At 61.4% G+C, this 19078-nt stretch carries 18 protein-coding genes; 7 read left to right on the plus strand and 11 right to left on the minus strand.

Annotated elements, in window-relative coordinates:
* Positions 1–10: 10 nt before the first annotated feature.
* The 5 genes from iolD to GIV26_RS01810 form a co-directional block, all read right to left on the minus strand.
* Positions 11–1942, minus strand: a complete 1932-nt coding sequence (iolD, locus tag GIV26_RS01790) for a 3D-(3,5/4)-trihydroxycyclohexane-1,2-dione acylhydrolase (decyclizing) (protein ID WP_236279370.1) — start codon at positions 1940–1942, stop codon at positions 11–13.
* Positions 1943–2091: 149 nt separating this feature from the next.
* The gene (locus tag GIV26_RS01795; RefSeq protein ID WP_236279371.1) at positions 2092–2913 is read right to left on the minus strand and encodes a TIM barrel protein; all 822 of its coding nucleotides are present in this window, start codon (positions 2911–2913) and stop codon (positions 2092–2094) included.
* Between the two features lie 26 nt (positions 2914–2939).
* Positions 2940–3728, minus strand: coding sequence for a 5-deoxy-glucuronate isomerase (gene iolB / locus GIV26_RS01800; RefSeq protein ID WP_019817190.1), 789 nt, complete (start codon positions 3726–3728; stop codon positions 2940–2942).
* 3 nt (positions 3729–3731) lie between these two features.
* A complete protein-coding gene (gene iolE / locus GIV26_RS01805; RefSeq protein ID WP_236279372.1) occupies positions 3732–4619 on the minus strand; it encodes a myo-inosose-2 dehydratase in 888 nt (295 codons plus the stop codon).
* A 148-nt stretch (positions 4620–4767) separates the two neighbouring features.
* Complete coding sequence (locus GIV26_RS01810; protein ID WP_236279373.1) at positions 4768–6705, minus strand: bifunctional 5-dehydro-2-deoxygluconokinase/5-dehydro-2-deoxyphosphogluconate aldolase; 1938 nt, start codon at positions 6703–6705, stop codon at positions 4768–4770.
* Positions 6706–6989: 284 nt separating this feature from the next.
* Between GIV26_RS01810 and GIV26_RS01815 the strand changes: the two genes are divergently transcribed.
* The gene (locus GIV26_RS01815; RefSeq protein WP_054897778.1) at positions 6990–7898 is read left to right on the plus strand and encodes a MurR/RpiR family transcriptional regulator; all 909 of its coding nucleotides are present in this window, start codon (positions 6990–6992) and stop codon (positions 7896–7898) included.
* 214 nt (positions 7899–8112) lie between these two features.
* On the opposite strand, the gene GIV26_RS01820 is transcribed toward GIV26_RS01815, so the two are convergent.
* Complete coding sequence (locus GIV26_RS01820; protein WP_127881323.1) at positions 8113–9018, minus strand: hypothetical protein; 906 nt, start codon at positions 9016–9018, stop codon at positions 8113–8115.
* A gap of 375 nt (positions 9019–9393) precedes the next feature.
* On the opposite strand from GIV26_RS01820, the gene GIV26_RS01825 reads away from it, so the two are divergent.
* Both GIV26_RS01825 and GIV26_RS01830 read left to right on the plus strand, forming a co-directional pair.
* Positions 9394–10077 (plus strand): response regulator transcription factor, encoded by a 684-nt coding sequence (locus GIV26_RS01825; RefSeq protein ID WP_003191687.1) that lies wholly within the window; start codon positions 9394–9396, stop codon positions 10075–10077.
* Positions 10055–11446: a sensor histidine kinase gene (locus GIV26_RS01830; RefSeq protein WP_236279374.1), complete on the plus strand. Its 1392-nt coding sequence runs from the start codon at positions 10055–10057 to the stop codon at positions 11444–11446. Before GIV26_RS01825 ends, GIV26_RS01830 begins: the two co-directional genes overlap by 23 nt.
* Before the next feature lie 124 nt (positions 11447–11570).
* Here the strand turns inward: GIV26_RS01830 and GIV26_RS01835 are convergent, their stop codons facing one another.
* Positions 11571–13172 carry a L,D-transpeptidase family protein gene (locus GIV26_RS01835; RefSeq protein ID WP_236279375.1) on the minus strand — a complete coding sequence of 534 codons (1602 nt, stop codon included), beginning with the start codon at positions 13170–13172 and terminating at the stop codon, positions 11571–11573.
* 39 nt (positions 13173–13211) lie between these two features.
* Here GIV26_RS01835 and GIV26_RS01840 point away from each other — a divergent pair, with 39 nt between their 5' ends.
* Together GIV26_RS01840 and GIV26_RS01845 are read left to right on the plus strand one after the other, a co-directional pair.
* Entirely contained in the window at positions 13212–13940 is a 729-nt protein-coding gene (locus GIV26_RS01840) for a murein L,D-transpeptidase catalytic domain family protein (protein ID WP_060764826.1), read from the plus strand.
* Between the two features lie 30 nt (positions 13941–13970).
* On the plus strand, positions 13971–14717 hold the full coding sequence (locus GIV26_RS01845; protein WP_236279376.1) for a creatininase family protein: 747 nt from the start codon (positions 13971–13973) through the stop codon (positions 14715–14717).
* Between the two features lie 171 nt (positions 14718–14888).
* Here the strand turns inward: GIV26_RS01845 and GIV26_RS01850 are convergent, their stop codons facing one another.
* Together GIV26_RS01850 and GIV26_RS01855 are read right to left on the minus strand one after the other, a co-directional pair.
* A complete protein-coding gene (locus tag GIV26_RS01850; RefSeq protein ID WP_236279377.1) occupies positions 14889–15230 on the minus strand; it encodes a hypothetical protein in 342 nt (113 codons plus the stop codon).
* A gap of 46 nt (positions 15231–15276) precedes the next feature.
* Positions 15277–15921, minus strand: coding sequence for an ATPase (locus GIV26_RS01855; RefSeq protein WP_236279378.1), 645 nt, complete (start codon positions 15919–15921; stop codon positions 15277–15279).
* Between the two features lie 137 nt (positions 15922–16058).
* Here GIV26_RS01855 and GIV26_RS01860 point away from each other — a divergent pair, with 137 nt between their 5' ends.
* Positions 16059–16343, plus strand: coding sequence for a hypothetical protein (locus GIV26_RS01860; RefSeq protein ID WP_034125707.1), 285 nt, complete (start codon positions 16059–16061; stop codon positions 16341–16343).
* Here the strand turns inward: GIV26_RS01860 and yfcF are convergent.
* Positions 16302–16934 (minus strand): glutathione transferase, encoded by a 633-nt coding sequence (gene yfcF, locus GIV26_RS01865; protein WP_054918525.1) that lies wholly within the window; start codon positions 16932–16934, stop codon positions 16302–16304. The genes GIV26_RS01860 and yfcF overlap by 42 nt on opposite strands.
* A 146-nt stretch (positions 16935–17080) precedes the next feature.
* Between yfcF and GIV26_RS01870 the strand changes: the two genes are divergently transcribed.
* Positions 17081–18520 carry a lipase family protein gene (locus GIV26_RS01870; RefSeq protein WP_236279379.1) on the plus strand — a complete coding sequence of 480 codons (1440 nt, stop codon included), beginning with the start codon at positions 17081–17083 and terminating at the stop codon, positions 18518–18520.
* Here the strand turns inward: GIV26_RS01870 and GIV26_RS01875 are convergent.
* The gene (locus tag GIV26_RS01875) at positions 18517–19059 is read right to left on the minus strand and encodes a DUF924 family protein (protein WP_236279380.1); all 543 of its coding nucleotides are present in this window, start codon (positions 19057–19059) and stop codon (positions 18517–18519) included. The two genes, GIV26_RS01870 and GIV26_RS01875, sit on opposite strands and share 4 nt — an antisense overlap.
* Positions 19060–19078 lie beyond the last annotated feature (19 nt).

The following is a 19078-nucleotide window of genomic DNA, read 5'->3' on the forward strand; positions in this document are numbered from 1 at the left end:
CCTCTTGTTGTTAGTACTGCCGGGCCTGGGCCAGGTGTTCATTGAGTTTTTTTGCCGCTGCATTCGTACGTTCACTGGTGGACACTTGCGCCACACCCACCCGCCACCACGACAGGTAGCCGTGGATCATGGTCTTGGGCAGCACCTTGATATCGATCAGCGTGGAGACGCTTTGCGTGCGGGCATCCGCCAACGCCGCTTCCAGCTGTTCCAGCGTGCTGACCTTGTAGGTCTTGCAACCGTAGGCCGCTGCGCTCATGGCGAAGTCCACCGGCACCAGGCCACCGTCGAGCTTGCCGCTCTCGGGGTTACGGTAGCGGAACTCGGTGCCGAAGCTGTCCATGCCATTGCCAATCTGCAGGTTGTTGATGCAACCGAATGCCATGTTGTCCAACAACACCACGTTGATCTTGCGGCGCTCCTGGATCGAAGTGGCCAGCTCCGAGTGCAGCATCATGTAGGAGCCATCGCCGACCAGGGCGTACACCTCCTTGCTCGGCTCGGCCAGCTTCACACCCAGGGCGGCATTGATCTCGTAGCCCATGCATGAATAGCCATACTCGACGTGGTAGGTGTTGACGCCCTTGCTGCGCCAGGCACGCTGCAAATCGCCGGGCAGGCTGCCAGCGGCGGCCACGATGATTGCGTCATCGGCCAGGCGTGCATTGAGCACGCCGAGCACAGCGCTCTGGGTCAGGCACGAACCGGTCAGCTCGATGAATTCCCGCAGCACGGCACGGTCCAGGTGGTCGTCGACTTCGGGGACAAACTCATCGCCCTGGTAGTGCACCTGATGCACGCGGTCCACTTCAGCGTCGAGTTGCGCCTTGGCGTCGGCGATCTGCTCGCCCCAGCCCGAACGGTAATCGCCCAGGGCATCGGCCAGTGCTTCAAGGGCGACTTTTGCATCGGCCAGCACTTGCACTCCGTCCAGTTTCAACGCATCGCAGGGGCTTATATTGAGGTTGAGAAACTTCACCTCGGGGTGCTTGAACAGCGATTTTGAGGAGGTGGTGAAGTCGGTATAACGGGTGCCGACACCGATGATCAAGTCCGCCTCAGGCGCCAGCAGGTTAGCCGCCAGGCAGCCGGTTTCGCCGATGCCGCCGACGTTCAGCGGATGGCTGGACACCACGGCGCTCTTGCCCGCCTGGGTTTCCGCGAAAGGAATATCGAAACGCTCGGCAAAGGCTTGCAGTGCTTGGTTGGCGGCGGAGTATTTGACCCCGCCGCCGCAAATGATCAGCGGCTTGCGCTTGCCGCGAAACGCAGCCAGCGCGTCACCGATCATGGCGCTGGTGGCCGGGCGTCGGTCGATGCGGTGCACGCGTTTTTGCAGGAAATAGTCGGGGTAGTCCCAGGCTTCGGCTTGTACATCCTGGGGCAAGGCCAGGGTCACCGCGCCGGTTTCAGCCGGGTCGGTCAGCACGCGCATGGCATGGATCGCCGCGGTCATCAGTTGCTCGGGGCGGTTGATGCGGTCCCAGTATTTGCTCACGGAGCGGAAGGCATCGTTGGTGCTGATGCTCAGGTCGTGGAACTGCTCGATCTGCTGCAACACCGGGTCGGGCTGACGGCTGGCATAGACATCGCCGGGCAAGAGCAGCAACGGGATGCGGTTGGCGGTGGCAGTCGCTGCGGCGGTGAGCATATTGGCCGCGCCCGGCCCGACCGAGGCCGTGCACGCATAGATCTTGCGGCGCAGGTGCTGCTTGGCGAACCCGATGGCGGCGTGGGCCATGCCTTGCTCATTGCGGCCCTGATGCACCACCAGGTCGCCGCTGCCCTGCTCCAAGGCCTGGCCAAGGCCCAACACATTGCCATGCCCGAAAATAGTGAACACCCCGGCGACAAACTTGCTCTGTACGCCATCTACTTCGATGTATTGGTTGTCCAGGAACTTCACCAGGGCCTGGGCCATGGTCAATCTTGTTGTGGTCATCACTTGCACCTTGTATGAATGCAATTGGAATGTTCAACACCGATTCACTGTGGAAGCTGGCTTGCCTGCGATAGCGGTCTATCAGTTGCACAGGTATTGCCTGACACACCGCTATCGCAGGCAAGCCAGCTCCCACATTTTTGATCGCGTTATGGCAAGGGCTTTTGCAAATACGCCATGCTGCTGCCCAAGGCCTGCCGGATATCCGCCAACCCGTGCACGCTTTCGGCAAACGGTTCGAACGACAAATAGCCGCTGTAGCCGGTGCTCAGCAAGGTGTCGATCTGCACCGCATTCCCGAGGATATCGTCCTCGCCCACCAGCACGCGGTGGCCGTCGCGGATCGACTCCAGCGGCGCCTCGCGGTCTTCCACCCCAGAGATGTGCACCAGCCCGGTCAGTTCCGGGAAGAACTCATGCTCGCCGGCCAGGTGATGGTGAAAGGTGTCGTGCACCACCCGGAATACATCCAGGCCGCCGATGGCCTTGATTGCATCCACTGCCACGCGCTTGCGGCGCAGGGCGGATACGGTGAAGCCCAGGGGCTCGATAAAACCCAGAATCCCGTACTCGCGCAGGATCAACGCCAGTTCGCTCAACGCCGTGCGCAAACCAGCCGCGCGCTGCGCGTCGTTGCGCGTATCGCCAGGCTGATTGAACGGGCACATCACCATGCCCTGGGCCCCGCACTCACGGGCGTAGGTGGCCAGTTCGATTGCCTGGGCACGGCGTTGGTCATTCCACACATCAAAGGGGTACAGCGCGTTGATCGACAACACCTTGATGCCCTGCGCTGCGCACAATTCACGCACGCGGCTGGCGGGTGTGCCGTATTCGATTTCACGGTTCTTGAGGTCGTTGCGGATCTCAATGGCCTCGCAGTTGAGAGCCGCCGCCAACTGGATGAAATCCGGCAGGGACAGGTTGGGGGCGACCATGCGGTTGAGGGCAAAACGTAGCGGCGACTTCATTGTTTTTGTTCTCCGTGCAACACCGTTTACAGGTCCAGCAGCCAGCTGTGCTGCGGGTCGTTATGGAAATGCCAGGCACGTTTGGGGCCGGCCATCACGTTCAGGTAATAAGACTCGTAGCCATACGGCACGCTGACCGGGTGATAGCCCTTGGGCACCACCACCAGGTCACTGTTTTCCACGGCCATGGCCTGGTCGATGCTGCGATCATCGGTGTACACGCGCTGGAACACGAAGCCCTGAGGCGGGTTGACCTGGTGGTAGTAGGTCTCTTCCAGAAAGCTCTGGTGCGGCAGGTCGTCGGTGTCGTGCTTGTGCGGCGGGTAGCTGGAGGAATGCCCCGACGGCGTGCGTACTTCCACCACCAGCAGCGAATGGGCCGGCTCGCTGTCGGGTAGGATGTCGCAGACGTAGCGAGTGTTGGCGCCTTTGCCGCGCACACTGCGCTTGCACTGCTCGGGGCGGATCAAGCGCGGGGCAAAACCCGTAGCACCCGGCGCTGCGCAGACGGCAATCTGCACATCGCTCAGGGCCGTGACTCGGGCGTCAGTGCCCGGCGGCAAATAGGCGGCGAACGGTGACTTGTCTTCGAACACCGACTGGCGATCCCCCAGGTTCTGCCAATTGAAGCCTTCGCCTTCAATATTCACTCGACCGCTGAGCAGCACCAGGCACAGTTCCTGATCGCCCGCACTGACCGGCAGGGTTTCGCCCAGGCTCAGGCGGTACGCGGCAAAGCCCACGTATTCCAGGCGCCCGGCTTCCAACGCTACCATGGTTTGCCCGCGTTTGCTGCTTTTGACCAACAAGCTCATCACTCAAGTCCTCTGGTTGAGAAGCGCACGCAGGGTGTCGTAACCCTTCTTCGCGTAGATATAGCTGGGCGCCACGGCCGGGTCCTGCTCGGCTTCTACCACCAGCCAGCCCTTGTAGTTCGCCGCGAGCAACATATCCAGCAACGGTGCGAAGTCGATATCACCATCGCCGGGCACGGTAAAAGTGCCGTTGACGATGCAGTCCGGGAAGCTCCACATCTGGTTACGCGCCAGTTGCACCACGGGTTTGCGTACATCCTTGAAATGCACATGGCAGACGCGGTCGATATGCTTGCGCAGCACCTCGATGGGTTCGCCGCCGCCCATGTAGCAGTGGCCCGAATCGAACAGCAAGCCAACTTCCGGGCCCGTGCGTTTCATCAACTGGTCGATGTCGTCGGGGGATTCGACGTACGCCCCCATATGGTGGTGATAGGCCAGGCGCACGCCCTGGGACAAGGTGAAGCGCGCCAGTTCGGTGAGTTTGTCGGCGTAACCCTGCCAGGCCTGTTCACTGTGAAAACGCGGGCGCTCAATCAAGCGGATGCGCGAGCCCTGGATCGAGTCGGCCACTTCGCCGTATACCAGCACCGAGGCGCCGTTGTATTTGAGCAGTTCGACATGGGCGGCAATGGCGTCGATTTCTTCAGCCACCGAACGGCGGGCCAGGCGGCTGGAGTACCAACCGGACACCAGCGCCAGGTCATAAGGACGCAGCACGTCAGCGACGCCCTTGGCATCCTTGGGGAATTTGCCGTTGAGTTCAAAACCTTCGTAGCCGATGTCCTTGCCTTCGCTCAGGGCCGTGCTCAGCGGGGTCTCACCGCCGAGGGCCGGGAGGTCGTCGTTGCTCCAGGAGATCGGGTTGATGCCAATTCGGATTGCGGGCATGGCTGCACCTTTTGTTTTTATCTTCAGAATTCACTGGGATCTGCTTTGTGTGGGAGCTGGCTTGCCTGCGATAGCAGTGTGTCAGGCAGTACATTTGCAACTGATAGGTTGCTATCGCAGGCAAGCCAGCTCCAACATTTGATCGTATTTACCGTCGGGCGCTGAGCCAGGCATTGATGAGCTGTTCGAAGGTCGCCTGCACCTGCTGGATCAGCGTTTCATCATCAATCTCCCCCGCCATCCACGCCCGGCTCGGCTCGTGGAAGATCGTGCGGCCCACGGCAAACCCACGGCAGGTGCTGCTCTGGCTGGCTTGCTTGAAGCCATCGGCGAGAAACTCGGGGGAAGCATTCAGGCCCAGCAACACCACGCCACGGCAGTAGGGGTCGCGTTCCTGGATCAGTTCGTCGAGCTTTTTCCAGTCTGCGGCCGATTGGGTTTCGATCTTCCACCAGGCCGGGTAAATGCCAAGGTTGTACAGGCGCTTGAGGCTGCGGTAGAGCACGTCCGGGTAGGTGGACGGGTGATCCTTGGGTGGGATGACTTCCAGCAGTAGTTCGTGGCCACTGACCAGCGACGCCTCGTACACCGCCTTGAGTTGCGCTTCCTGTTCCAGGCGCAGCATCGGCTCGTCATCGGGGTGAAATTGCACCAGGCACTTGATGATCTGTTCCTGGGGCCAGGCAATCAGGTTGCTGCCGATCGAACGCCCGTGCTCGAACGCCAGGGGCCGCGAGTTCTGCACTTCCACCGGGCGAGCGATCCACCAGCCGCGACCGCTGGCGGCGTTGAGTGCATCCTGGCCAAAGCGTTGGTCGGCGAGCAGGCCCACATCCGCCTCGACGCCCTGCTCGCTGAGGTTGCGCTCCACGCGTTCGATGGCCTGGATAAACAACTGCTTGATGTCGCTGATACGCTCAGGGGCCTGGCCACCTTTTTGCGCCAGCTCCACCAATTGCCAGCGGTGGTCGAAGGCAAAGACGAACAGTTGCTTCCAGGCCTTGCGCGGCACCGTGACACGGTGCAGGCGTTGCAGGGTCACGTCCTGGTCCGGCCGGGTGATGGGCACGGGGCTGTTGAACAGGTAATCGAGTTCGGCGGGGGTCGGCATCGCTGGCGCACAGGCGTGGCGCGACACCACCAGGCCGCCACAGGCATTGGCCAACTGGCTGCAACGCTCATCGCTGGCGTCATTGATCCAGCCGCTGAGGAAGCCCGACATAAACGCATCACCGGCACCCAACACGTTGAGCACTTCAACCCGCACGCCAGGATAGATGGCCCCGTCTTCCAGGCGCGCCGGAATTGCGCCGTGAATCACCGTGCAGCCCTGGGGGCCGAGCTTGACCACCAGGGTGGCCGGGGTCAGTTCACGCACGGTGCGCAGGGCGGTGAGCAGGTCTTCACTGCCGCCGGCAATCAGGAACTCCTCCTCGGTGCCGACGATCAGGTCGAAACGCGGCAGGATCTTCTGCACATGCTGGCTCACATTCTGGTCGGCGACGAAACGGGTTTCACCATCGGCCCTGCCTGCCAAGCCCCACAACACAGGGCGGTAGTCGATGTCCAGCACGCGCTTGACGTTGTGCCTGGCCGCGTAATCCAGGGCCTGGAGGCTGGCTTTGTACACGCCGTCGGTGGAGAAATGCGTACCGGTGATCAACAGCGCTTTGCTGGAGGCAATAAAGGCTTCGCTGATGTCTTCGGCGCGCAGGGCCATGTCGGCGCAGTTTTCGCGGTAGAACACCAGAGGGAAGGTTTCGCGGTCCTTGAGGCCCAGCAGCACCAGGGCGGTGAGGCGCTCCGGGTCGACCTTGATGCCGCTGACATCACAGCCTTCACGGGCCAGGGATTCCACCAGGAAACGGCCCATATGGTCATCACCCACCCTGCTCAGCATCGCCGACTTGAGCCCAAGCCTGGCCGTGCCGAAAGCGATATTGGCGGAAGAACCGCCCAGATACTTGGCGAAGCTGGACACATCCTCAAGCCGCGCACCGACTTGCTGCGCATAAAGATCGACGCCCAGGCGCCCGAGGCAAATCAGATCCAATTGACGCCCACTGGCAAAACGAGTCTGGCCCATGCTGGCTCCTGTTATTTTTATCAGCCTGCGTTGTGCCGCCGTGGCGACGGCAAACGCTCTTGGTGGGAGCAGACTAGAACGTCCGCTGGCAGCAATCAATATTTATTCCATAATTATTTTTAGTGGAATATTTTTTCCAATACCTCAGGATAGTGGCACGCCAGCGCCCATGCATCGTTTCAGCAGGCCACGCGGGCCGCGATGCCGGGGTATTTTTTTGTGCCTACCCTGTAGACTTGCGCCACCTATCAGCGCATCAGACGAACACGCCAGAAGGATTGCCCATGTCCCGCACCGGTCCCGAGACTACCCTGGAAGAAACTATCGCCAGCCCTCCGATCAATGCCGAACGCCTGTTGCAGCTGATCACCGACGAATACGAGAGCCTGCCGCGCCAGCTCAAGCGTATCGCCAGCTACATGAGTCAGCAGAGTGACCGGATCATGGTCGACCGGATCAGCGACATCGCCCGGGAATGCGAAGTGCACCCTTCGGCCATCGTGCGGTTTTCCCAGCGCTTCGGTTTCAGCGGGTTCAGTGAGATGCAGGCGCTGTTTCGCGAGGCGTATACGCACAAGACCACGCCGGTGCAAAACTACCAGCAGCGCATTCGCAGCATGATCGCCAACAAGTCCCAGAAGGCCAGCGGCGGCGACCTGGCGCGCGAGTGCGTCAACGCCACCCTGTCGGGCATCGAACGCTTGGGGCTGGAGTTGGACGACGCTGCCTTCGAGAAAGCCGTGGACCTGGTAGTCAATGCCGACAACATCTACGTGGTCGGCGTGCGCCGCTCCTTTGCGGTGGCCGACTACCTGGTCTACAACCTGCAGCACACCAACAAGCGCATCCACCTGATCTCGGGGCTAGGCGGCAGTTATCGCGAGCAGATGCGCAGCGTGCGCGCCAATGACCTGGTGATAGCCATCAGCTTCACGCCCTACGGCAAAGAGACCCAGCACTGCCTGCGCATCGCGCAGCATCACCAGGCCAAGACCCTGATCATCACCGACAGCAACCTGTCGCCCCTGGCCAAGCGGGCGAATGCGGTGTTGTTGGTCAATGAAGGTTCCTCGTTTGCTTTCCGCTCGCTGAGCGCCACGCTGTGCCTGTGCCAGGCGTTGTTCATTGCGGTGGCGTATCGGTTGGAATTGAAGGTGGATGAGATTCATGAGCAGGTTGGGTTCGACGACTGACGGGGCCTGCCCTACCCCTGCCCCTGTAGGAGCGAGCTTGCTCGCGAAAAACGCAAGAACGCCGCGGCCATTTTGAATGAACGCGGCGCCTAGCAGTTCTTCGCGAGCAAGCTCGCTCCTACAATTAGTGCATGAAAATCGCGATCAGGATGATCACCGGAATCGGCACGCCGAGGAACCACAGCAGTAATGAGCGCATCATGTTCTCCTTGAATTAACGAACGTAGTTTTCGGTTTCGACGTACACCACGGCATCCCGGCGGCGACCGCCGAAGGTGGCGGCAAAGCTGGCGAAGAACGCACCGATGAGCAGGGCCACGAAGGTCCACAGCGAGGTGTAGGCCGCTACTTTCGCAGCGGTGTCAGCGGCTTGCTTGGCTTTGAGTTTGGCGTCTTCAACGGCCTTGCGCGCGTCGCCATAGACCTTGTCGATACGGGCTTCGGCATCGGCCTGGCTAAGGTTGGTGCGCTGGCTGATCAGTTGGGCCAGGTAGGCGCGATCTTCCGCTGCCAGTTGGCCGTCGTTGCTCAACGTACGCGTCAGGATACGACCGACCACGGCGTGGGCTGCATCATCGCTGACCGCCGCTGGGCGATCATCGCGGAACAGGCTGTCGACGTAGTAACCGAAGTCACCACTGTCGGCACCCTTTGCCGCGCTGCCCGCAGCTTGGGTGAGGCCGCTGGCGGCGCCCGATGCCACGCTGGCGCCAGCTTTCACGCCGCCGCTGACCACACTGCTGACCGAGCCAACCACCAGCATCGCCGTGATCAATGTGGCCACTGCCCACGCCAGGAAGCCATGGGCGGTGTCGCGAAAGTACACCTCGTCCCCGTGCATATTGGCCCACTTCACCCGCAAACGACCGGCGATATAACCGCCCAGGCCCGACGCAACGATCTGGGTGAACGCCAGCCAGACAATTGTGGAAATGCCAAGGCCCTTGGCGCTGATACCGCTGTCAGTCCAAGGCGACACCGCCGAAAAGCCCAGGCCGAAGCCCAGCAATACCAAGATCAATGACAATGCAGCCGCCGCAGCGGCACCGGCGAAAATCGCCCCCCAGGAAACCCCGGAGAGCGTGCTTGACTCTTGCAGCGTGGATGAGGATGTGATCATTGTTGTTTTGCTCCAGGCACGAAAAATGATGTTACAAGTCTCAAAACGGACAGTGCAGGCAGCGTGCCAGCGGCGATTAAAATTAAATTCCTTTAATTTCAATGATTTATTGAAATTGAACTTAGCCAGATCATGCAGGTTGCAATAAACGGCGATATTAGGCGGGCGTAATGCACTCCCCTGTGGGAGCTGGCTTGCCTGCGATAGCGGCATGACCGCCAACGAATATGCCAGCAGGTAAGCCGCCATCGCAGGCAAGCCAGCTCCCACAGGGCGATGTCGGTTTGAAGAAGATGAAGTTTTATTTAGGAAACATTCAGCAACTTCTTGGCAAAATGTCGCCACTTCTAGTGTGAACGCTCACCAGGTAATCCTATGACCCGCATTTTGACCATCGAGGATGACGCCGTAACGGCCCGCGAGATTGTCGCCGAGCTGAGTAGCCATGGACTGGACGTAGATTGGGTGGACAACGGCCGCGAGGGCCTGGTCCGTGCCGTAAGTGGTGATTACGACCTGATCACCCTCGACCGCATGCTGCCGGAACTGGATGGCCTGGCCATCGTCACCACGTTGCGAACTATTGGGGTGTCTACGCCGATCCTGATGATCAGCGCCCTCTCCGATGTCGACGAGCGCGTGCGCGGCCTGCGTGCCGGCGGCGATGACTACCTGACCAAGCCGTTCGCCTCGGATGAAATGGCCGCCCGTGTCGAGGTGCTGCTGCGGCGTAAAAGCACGGTCCAGGAATTCGAAACCGCCCTGCGCGTGGCCGACCTGGAACTGAACCTGATCAGCCGCGAAGCCAGCCGCGCCGACCAGCCGCTGACCCTGCTGCCCACTGAATACAAACTGCTTGAATTCCTGATGCGCAACACCGGGCAGATCCTGTCGCGGATGATGATTTTCGAGGAAGTCTGGGGTTATCACTTCGACCCCGGCACCAACCTGATCGACGTGCACATCGGCCGTCTGCGCAAGAAAATCGACCCACCGGGCCTCACGCCGCTGATCCGCACGGTACGAGGCTCGGGCTATGTCATTGCTGAACCCCTCTAAAGGCTGGCGCTCTTCCAGCAGCCGCTTGCTGGCGCTGTACAGTTCGTTGTTCGTGGCGTGGAGTTGCATCCTCATGGGGGTGCTGTACTACGAGGTCTCAGGCTACCTCAGCGACTTGTCGCGCCATTCCCTGTTGCAGCGCCAGCATCTTTTCCAGCGTTTCGACGGCGAAGAACTGGTGGAAGCGCTGACCACCAGCATGACCTTCGACATGAAGGGCGTGGACGCCTACGGCCTGTTCGATGAGCAATTTCGCCCCTTGAGCGGGCCGATCCGTGCCGTGCCACCCGACCTGCCGCTGGATGGCAAGATCTACTCCCTTACCAATTGCGTGCAATCCGATGACCCCAAACTGCCCAAGGACAGCTGCGATGCCGTGGCCACCCACACCGAAGACGGCCGCTGGCTGGTGTTGGTGCGCGCCAACGGCTCGTTGTTCGGGGTAACGCGGATTATCTGGCACGCCCTGCTGTGGGCGCTGTCCTTGACCATCATTCCTGGCGCTGCCGGCTGGCACCTGCTGCGCCGTCGCCCGTTGCGGCGCATTCGCGGGATTCAGGCCAGCGCCGAGGCCATCGTCGCCGGCGACCTCACGCACCGGTTGCCGCTGTCCAACCGGCGCGACGAGCTGGACATGCTCGCCGCCATCGTCAATGCCATGCTCGACCGCATCGAAAAACTGATGAACGAGGTCAAGGGCGTATGCGACAACATCGCCCACGACCTGCGCACCCCGCTCACTCGCTTGCGCGCCCAGCTTTACCGCATCAAGCAACAAGCCGAGGAAGACTCGGCCCACGCGGTAAAACTCGATGACGCCATCGCCGAAACCGACACGCTGATGGCGCGTTTTCGCGGGCTGCTGCGCATCTCGGAACTGGAAGACCACCAGCGTCGCTCAGGCTTCCTGGTGCTGGACCCGCTGCCGTTGCTGCGCGAACTGCATGATTTCTACCTGCCCCTGGCCGAAGAAGGCGAACTGGAGTTGGTGCTGCAGGCGCCTGATTCACTGCCGTGGGTTACCGGTGACCGTGCGCTGTTGTTTGAAGCCCTGGCCAATCTGCTGAGTAACTCGATCAAGTTCACCCCGCCCAATGGCAAGGTGATCCTGCGAGCAGTCAACGACCTTGGGAGTACGCGCATCGAAGTGCTCGACTCCGGGCCAGGCATTCCGGCTGCCGAGCGCGCGTCGGTGTTCCAGCGTTTCTATCGGGTCGATGAGAGTGATCAGCAAGGCGGCTTTGGGCTGGGCCTGTCGATTGTGGCGGCGATTATCAACTTGCATGGCTTCAAGCTGGAGGTCGGCACCAGTGAGTTGGGCGGCGCCCGCCTGGTGCTGGAATGCCGCCAGCAACTGATGCCGGAATAGAACGTAGGAGCGAGCTTGCTCGCGAAAAACTCACAGACACCGCGTTCATTCAGGAAGCACGCGTTATCGTTGGCGTTTTTCGCGAGCAAGCTCGCTCCTACATTCATATCAAGCCATCTGAACGCTATAACACGCTGCCCATGGCCTTGATCAACACCGGGTCACGCGCATAAATATCCGGCGCGTACACCAACTCGCCCTGGCGATCCACTTCTACCGTCCAATACCCCAACAGCACCGGTACCGGCGTAGCCAGCCTGAATTCATGGGTTTCGCCGGTCGCCAGCAGCTCATCGGTGCGGGTGCGTTCGGCGGGCGTTACGAGCAGATCGCGCAATAACAACGGTTGCTCGACCCGCACGCATCCCGAACTGAACGCCCGTGGGCCCTTGGTGAACAAGGGCTGGCTGGGGGTGTCATGCAGGTACACCGAATACGGATTGGGAAAGCGCATCACAATCTTGCCCAGCGGATTACGCGGGCCGGCCTGCTGGCGCAGCAGGATATTGCCGGGGCGTGCCCAGTCGACTTGGTCGGGGGTCAATGGGTGACCTTCGGCGTCGAGCACTTGCAGGTTTTGCTGGCGCAGGTATTCAGGGTTGAGGCGGATGGCGGGCAGTTTGTCCTCGCGCATGATTGTCGGCGGGATGGTCCAGGTGGGGTTGAGGGTCAGCCGGGTGATGCGCGACTTGAGCAATGGCGTCTGGCGTTCGGCCCGGCCCACTTGCAGGCGGGTTTGCCACACCGGGATGCCGCTCTGATACACGCTCAGCTGCGCGGCGGCCACATTGACCACGACGCCTTCAGGCTCCAGGTCCTGGGCCAGCCAGCGGAAGCGCTCCAGGTTGATGCGCAGCTGTTCACGACGCACCGCCGGGCTGATATTGAGTTCGGCCACGGTGCCGGCGCCGACCACGCCGTCGGCCTGCAACGAGTGGCTGAGCTGAAACGCTTTCACCGCTTTGACCAGTTCGCCCTGGTATTGCTTGCCGTTGCCACTGGGCAACTGAGCCAGGTAGCCACCGCTGTGCAGGCGCCGCGCCAGTTCCGGCACGCGGGGGTCGTTCATCCCCGGGCGCAACAACGCGCCCTCGGCGACCGGGTCCCAGTGGGGCAGCGGTTGCTGGCGCACGCTGGCGTAGGCATTGCGCAGGCTGCGGTACAAATCGGCGCTGGGCCGCGCCTGATCGAAGGCTTGGGCCATGTCTTGCAGGCCGGTGGCGGCGAACGCCAGTACCTCGGCATTAGGATCGCCACTGGGCGGCTGTGAATGCCATAGAGGCTCAAAGCGCGATTGCTGTAGACGCCCGTAATGCAAATCCTGCAGGGCTTGCAGGTACTGCTGGCTGTTGGCGATATCGCTGCACAGCACGTTGGCCGTGGCATCCGCCGCGGGCAAGCTATAGTGGATGGGGTCCAGGCCATCGTCGGCAAGCATCAGCAACTGGCTGTGCAAGGCTTGCCGGCGTTCATCAGCCGACCATAGCGGCGCATCGCCCTGCTGCTGGTAAAAGGCTTGCAGGCGCACCAACGCTGCGGCATCTATGCGCGGCGCAAGGTGCGGGCAGACACTGGTCAACTGCGCCAACGCCTGTTGCAGTGGCGCCAGCGCGACCGGTGCAGGGGTGGTGACGGGTAATGGCTCCACCGGCAGCGTTTCGGCTGTAGCGACCAATGGTGCAACGAGCAGGCAAATGCTCAAGTAACATGCGTGTTTTTTGAACAATTGACTTAGCTCCACTCCACAGCGGGGACTCGACTGTAGATGCTGACTTTTATACGCCTGCTCAGGCTAACCAGCCTGGGCTTGATCACTGGGTGCCTGGCTTTATTGAGCAATGTTGCGCTCGCCGCCAATGGCACCTCTCCTTCCCTGTATAGCAGCCTGGCGCGCTCGGCTCCAGAACTCAATCCCACCGTACTGAAAAGCGCCCTGAGCGCCGTGCAGTGCGCGGTCAATAACGGCGAGGAACGTTCCGATCGCCTAGCGGTTATTGACTACTCACAGCCCTCGACCGCCCGTCGCCTGTGGATCTTCGACCTGCGCAAAAAGACCCTGGTATTGCGCGACCTGGTGGCCCACGGCGCCAAGTCCGGGGAAAACTTCGCTACCCAGTTCTCCAACCTCGAGGGCAGCCACCAGTCGAGCCTGGGGTTGTTCCGCACCCAAGAAAGCTACCTGGGCACCCATGGCTACTCGCTGCGCATGGACGGTCTGGAACCCGGTTTCAATGACCAGGCCCGCGACCGCGCCATCGTGATTCATGCCGCCGACTACGTCAGCCCCTTGTGGAGCAAGCGCGAAGGCCGCATCGGCCGCAGCCAGGGTTGCCCGGCCGTGCGCCCGCAAGTTGCCCGTCAAGTGGTGGACAAGCTCAAGGACGGGCAGTTCATGTTTTCGTGGTACCCCGACCAGCGCTGGCTGAAGTCGTCGACCTACCTCAATTGCAAACCCCAACAGGTGGCGAGTAGTCGTACAATCCGTGGCGGATAGCCTGTCCCCATAGATAAAAGAGAGCGTCGCATGCTTCTACACACCTCCACCTGGATCGAAATCGGGCAGTTCCTGGAACGCAACCGCACGGTGGTGATTCCCATCGGTTCCAACGAGCAACATGGCCCCACCGGCCTGCTGGGCACTGACTGGATGTGCCCGGAGATCATCGCCCACCACGCCCAGAAGCACGCCGACATCCTGGTCGGCCCGACCTTCAATATCGGCATGGCTCAACACCACCTGGGCTTTCCCGGCACCATCTCCCTGCGCCCTTCCACCTTTATCGCCGCAATTGGCGACTGGGTGCGCTCGTTGGCCGGGCATGGTTTCGAAAAGATCCTGTTCCTGAACGGCCACGGCGGCAACATCGCCACGATTGAAGCGGCGTTCTCCGAGCTGTACGCCGAAGCCAGCTTCGCCCGCCGCCCGGCCGGGTTCGCGCTGAAGCTCGTGAACTGGTGGGACCTGGAAGGCGTCACTGACCTGGCCCAGCGTCAATTCCCGGTCGGGCATGGCAGCCACGCCACGCCGTCGGAAATTGCTGTGACGCAGTGGGCGTATCCGGACGCGATCAAGTCTGCCGACTACTCACCACGAATTGCCAACACCGGCCCGATCCGCGAGGCCCTGGACTTCCGGGCGCGCTTCCCTGACGGCCGCATGGGCTCGGACCCGGCGTTGGCTACTGTGGAGAAAGGCGGTGAGTTGGTGGCATTGGCGGCGCAGGGATTGGTCAAGACTGTCGACAGCTTCAGCAACGAAGCCAACCCCTGATCCAAATGGGGCCAATACCCTGTAGGAGCGAGCTTGCTCGCGAAAAAATCATAGGCGCCGCGTTTATTCAGGGGGCGCGCGTTACCGTTGACGTCTTTCGCGAGCAAGCTCGCTCCTACAGGGTGTCAGAAGTTGCCCCCGCCCACCTTTGGATTTGCGTTGTGCCTGGGTTTATCTGCAATCCTGTGCGGCCTGCTCCAGCCGCGATGGCTTGATCGCCGAAGCCAGCGGCTTGCGCTCGTACAGGAAGACCTTGGTGCCGTCCTGGGACTTGTAGGCCTCCAGCACATCATCGGCGGCAACCTTGCTGGTCAACAGCACCTTGGCGTGGCGCGAGTTCTGGGTGACGGTCGAGGTGATGCCGTGCTTTTCCAGCTTGGGCAATACGCATTGCACATAGCCGTCGGGGGTCTTGTTGGTTTGCAGGGTCAGTGATGGGGCATTGGGCGCCGTGATACAGCCGGTCAGCAATAACGAAGCACAAGCCAGGGCCGGGGCGAAGAAAGAGCGCATAAACATTCCTGAAAATAACCAAATAGGGTTCACAACCATTCGCGGGTCAACCTGCGCGAACCAGGGCCTTGAGCGACGCATCGAACTGCTTCAGGGCATCTTGCTGTACATCGCGTTGTTGCTCGATCAGTGCAGCAATCTCCGGCGGCGCCTTGTCGTGCACCCACACTGACGGCACGTGCTTGTCCACCGAGCCTTCGGCCTTGGCGATAAACTGCAGGTTCGCGTCGTAGAAGCGTGCGACAAAGCGTGCTTCGACCCGGTCATTACGCTGGGTCAGCAATTGGTTATGGGTATCGAGCACCACCACCACATCCGGGTGCGCCTGCACCAGGGCATCCAGGCTGCTATAAACCGTCACCGAGAAAAAAGTGCCCTGCAACGAGTGCATCAACCAGTCGATCGCCAGTTCCGGGTCGGAGCTGTTGACGAACGCCTCGCGAATCCGCCCATCCAGGGCATCCTGGGCGCCGTTCAGCGCCATGGCGTGGTAGCGTTCAAGGTAGCTGAGGTTGTCGCGGGTGTTTTCGCTGAACAACACCCCCACCGACTGGGCACGCTGCAGAGAGTCTACGCTACCCACCAGTGGCAGCAAATGGCCTGTACGCACGTCATCGGCCATCGCCGGGGTGGTCATGGCCGCGGTGCCCAGCATCAGGGCCATCAAAGCCAACTGGATAATCGTCCTCATCGCGCATTTTCCTTGGGCTGCGTCTAGATGTGCAGATTCTGCGCGTTTGGCGAAAAAACAGAACTTGTGATCCTTGATGGTGACTATCATTTGAACCGATAGTGTCAGGCCGCCCATAAAATCTATAAGGACCCGCCATGAAGCCCTACCAGAAAATCTTCGATCGTATCCGCGAGGCAGTCCTGCCAGAGTTTCGCGAGCGAGTCGCCGACTACCTGGTCGAGTACGAAACCGTGCTGCTGGACTCACACGCCGACGCCGCAAAAGGCAGCGCCAGCGCCGAGCAACTGCGCGGCTACTTGCGTGGTTTGAACACCATGCGCGTGTTGGGCATGGCCGATTGGGAAGACCTCGACCGGCGCGTTGCCCAGCAGGCAGAGCTAGAGCGCGGGCCGTCGCAGCTCGACCCACTCGCGCACTGACGGCCGCTGCCACTGGCGTTGCGCGTAGGCCACCAGCTGCGCTGGCATGGCGTCACCGTTGAGGATCAGGCGATTGAGCATCACCGCCAGGTCCACATCGGCAATCGACCACTGGCCGCACAGGTACTCGCGGTTATCCGCCAGCAAGGCTTGCGCCGCGGTGATCAACTTGGTCGCGGCGGCTTGAGCCTCTGCTGACAACGGCGGCCTCTTCTGCCCGCAGAACACCACCAGCGTCGAGCGCTCCTGGCGAATCGGCAGCAGGTCGCTGCGCAACCACGCTTGAACCTGTCGCGCCCTCGCCCGCTGCTGCACATCCGCCGGGTACACGCGGGTCTCAGGGTAGGCCTGGTCCAGGTACTCGGTGATGGCCGAAGACTCCGACAGCGCAAAATCACCGTCTACCAGGGTCGGCACTCGCTGGGTCAGGGAGCGTTGGACGTAATCTGCCGCCTGGTTCTGCCCGGCATCGAGGTCCAGGGTGAGGGTCTCGAACGCCAGGCCTTTTTCGCGCAAGGCGACAAACACCGACATGGCATAGGGGCTGGTGAACAGCGAATCAACGTAGAGGTGCAGCGGGCCTTGGCTCATGGACAATCTCCTGGTGTGAGGCATCACGCTACGAGATCAGGGCCGATAAAGACAATGCAGGGTTTTTATGGGGGCATTCCTGGCAGGAATAGCGCGGCTAGTGGCAATATTATGGCTCACGCTGATTTTCAAGGAAGGAACAGCACATGAAACAAGCAGTTGTGGTTATCCACGGCATCGGCGAACAGCGCCCAATGGACACCTTGCGCGGCTTTGTCGAGGCGATGATCCCCACGGACACCCCCGATGGCACACCTCTGTACTGGAGCAAGCCGGATCGGCTGTCGCGCAACTTCGACCTGCGCGTACTGAAGGCCTCGGGCCGTACCTCGACGGATTTCTATGAGTACTACTGGGCCCACAAGATGCAGGGCACCAAGTTCGGCCATCTGCTGGGCTGGCTGTGGGACATCTTCAAGCGCCCGCGTCGCGACATTCCCGAGGCCATCGTGCCGATCTGGCGCAGCACGCGCTGGACGGTGCTGGTGTTATTGCTGCTGGTTGCCAGCGGTACATTGGCCACGGCCTGGGGCCAATTGCCCCCCAGCGACAACCCCTTCGCGTTGATCCCCCTGCTGCTCGCGGCCATGGGGCTGGCGCTGCGCTATTCGGCGCTGGCCTACCTGGGAGACGCCGCACGCTACCTCAGCCCCAACCCGCAAAACGTGATGGTGCGCGAGCAGATCCGTGCTGATGGTGTCGACCTGCTGCGCGCTCTGCACAATCAGGGTGACTACGAGCGCATCATCGTCGTGGGCCACAGTTTGGGCAGCGTGATTGCCTACGACATCGTCGGCTACCTCTGGCATGAGTACCACGACAAACTGACCCAACTGACCCCCAGCAACCGTGAGCTGGCAGCCCGTTATGCCAACCGCGAACCGCTGCAACCGGTGGTCAAGGATGCCCTGCCGGCCGCCGGCGCCTTGCTGGACGGCAGCCTAAGCAGCCTGTTGAATTTTCGTCAGCAACAGACCGAAGCTTTTGCCGAACAGCGCGGCCTGGGCAACCCCTGGCGCATCACCGACCTAGTCACGGTCGGCAGCCCGATGGCCCACGCCAGCCTGTTGCTGGGCCGCAGCGTCAGTGACTTCAAACAGCGCATGGAACGCCGCGAAGCCCCGGCCTGCCCGCCGACCGAAGACACCCAAGGCTACGGCTACAACGCTCGCCAACCGCTGATGCTCGGCCAAAAGCCCTTCACCCCGCACTACCTGCACCACGCCGCAGCCTTTGCCGTCACGCGCTGGACCAACCTGTACTTCCCTGCCCCCTTCGGCCTGTTCGGCGACATCGTCAGCGGCCCGGTCAAGCCCGTGATGGGCGGCGGCGTGCTGGACTTGCCGGTGACCGTGGGCAACGGCAAAGGCTGGCTGGCCAAGTCCTGGCTCAGCCATACTCACTATTGGAGCGAACGCGGCGGTGCCCAGGGTTACCTCGACGCACTGGGCAAGGATGAACAGGCGATCACCCAAGGCCCGCGTCCTTCAGCCACTGAAGCGTTGCGGTGGGCGATAGACCTCAAGGGCGTGCGGCGGTTTCGCCGTGTCGCCACCCAGCAGAGCCTGGCGCCAGAACACGCCTAACCGGCGAAGCCACCGGCCTTGAGGAAGGCGAGTTCTTCATCGGTGCTCGCCCTGCCCAACACCCCATTACGATGGGGAAACCGCCCGAACCGCTCGATGATGTCGGCATGCTCCTTGGCCCAGTGGTAGGTGCGGGCATCCAACTGCTGGTTCAGGGCCAGGGAGCGTTGCTGGTCCTGCGGGTCTTCCGAATGTTCAAAAGGCAAATAGCAGAACGCGCGCAACTGAGGTTCAACCTGTTGATCCAATTCCGCGTCCACCATCTTTCGCGCATAAAACCGCGCCAGCGGGTCGGTGGCGAACATATGCGCCGTGCCGCGAAAGGCGTTGCGCGGGTACTGATCCAGCAGGATCAATAACGCCAGCGCGCCATCCGCCGTGGTCAACCAACCTTCGAGTTCACGCCGTGCAGCCTGCATATGAACCGCGTTGAATCTATCGCGAAAGTCCCTATCGAACCCCTCGTCCTTGGCGAACCAACGCTTGGGCCCCGCCTGTTTCCAGAACGCGATTACAGCTTCGGCCGAGTGTGGGGTCATGCTTGTCATCAGCGCCTCG

Origin of the sequence: Pseudomonas sp. PA-1-3F (assembly GCF_021609665.1) — a bacterium.
Taxonomy (GTDB): domain Bacteria; phylum Pseudomonadota; class Gammaproteobacteria; order Pseudomonadales; family Pseudomonadaceae; genus Aquipseudomonas; species Aquipseudomonas paracarnis.

Bases quoted from the DNA above. Each gene is read 5' to 3' on its own strand.
- iolD (WP_236279370.1), bottom strand. From the start codon at position 1,942: ATGACCACAACAAGATTGACCATGGCCCAGGCCCTGGTGAAGTTCCTG.
- GIV26_RS01795 (WP_236279371.1), bottom strand. From the start codon at position 2,913: ATGAAGTCGCCGCTACGTTTTGCCCTCAACCGCATGGTCGCCCCCAAC.
- iolB (WP_019817190.1), bottom strand. From the start codon at position 3,728: ATGAGCTTGTTGGTCAAAAGCAGCAAACGCGGGCAAACCATGGTAGCG.
- iolE (WP_236279372.1), bottom strand. From the start codon at position 4,619: ATGCCCGCAATCCGAATTGGCATCAACCCGATCTCCTGGAGCAACGAC.
- GIV26_RS01810 (WP_236279373.1), bottom strand. From the start codon at position 6,705: ATGGGCCAGACTCGTTTTGCCAGTGGGCGTCAATTGGATCTGATTTGC.
- GIV26_RS01815 (WP_054897778.1), top strand. From the start codon at position 6,990: ATGTCCCGCACCGGTCCCGAGACTACCCTGGAAGAAACTATCGCCAGC.
- GIV26_RS01820 (WP_127881323.1), bottom strand. From the start codon at position 9,018: ATGATCACATCCTCATCCACGCTGCAAGAGTCAAGCACGCTCTCCGGG.
- GIV26_RS01825 (WP_003191687.1), top strand. From the start codon at position 9,394: ATGACCCGCATTTTGACCATCGAGGATGACGCCGTAACGGCCCGCGAG.
- GIV26_RS01830 (WP_236279374.1), top strand. From the start codon at position 10,055: ATGTCATTGCTGAACCCCTCTAAAGGCTGGCGCTCTTCCAGCAGCCGC.
- GIV26_RS01840 (WP_060764826.1), top strand. From the start codon at position 13,212: ATGCTGACTTTTATACGCCTGCTCAGGCTAACCAGCCTGGGCTTGATC.
- GIV26_RS01845 (WP_236279376.1), top strand. From the start codon at position 13,971: ATGCTTCTACACACCTCCACCTGGATCGAAATCGGGCAGTTCCTGGAA.
- GIV26_RS01850 (WP_236279377.1), bottom strand. From the start codon at position 15,230: ATGCGCTCTTTCTTCGCCCCGGCCCTGGCTTGTGCTTCGTTATTGCTG.
- GIV26_RS01855 (WP_236279378.1), bottom strand. From the start codon at position 15,921: ATGAGGACGATTATCCAGTTGGCTTTGATGGCCCTGATGCTGGGCACC.
- GIV26_RS01860 (WP_034125707.1), top strand. From the start codon at position 16,059: ATGAAGCCCTACCAGAAAATCTTCGATCGTATCCGCGAGGCAGTCCTG.
- yfcF (WP_054918525.1), bottom strand. From the start codon at position 16,934: ATGAGCCAAGGCCCGCTGCACCTCTACGTTGATTCGCTGTTCACCAGC.
- GIV26_RS01870 (WP_236279379.1), top strand. From the start codon at position 17,081: ATGAAACAAGCAGTTGTGGTTATCCACGGCATCGGCGAACAGCGCCCA.
- GIV26_RS01875 (WP_236279380.1), bottom strand. From the start codon at position 19,059: ATGACCCCACACTCGGCCGAAGCTGTAATCGCGTTCTGGAAACAGGCG.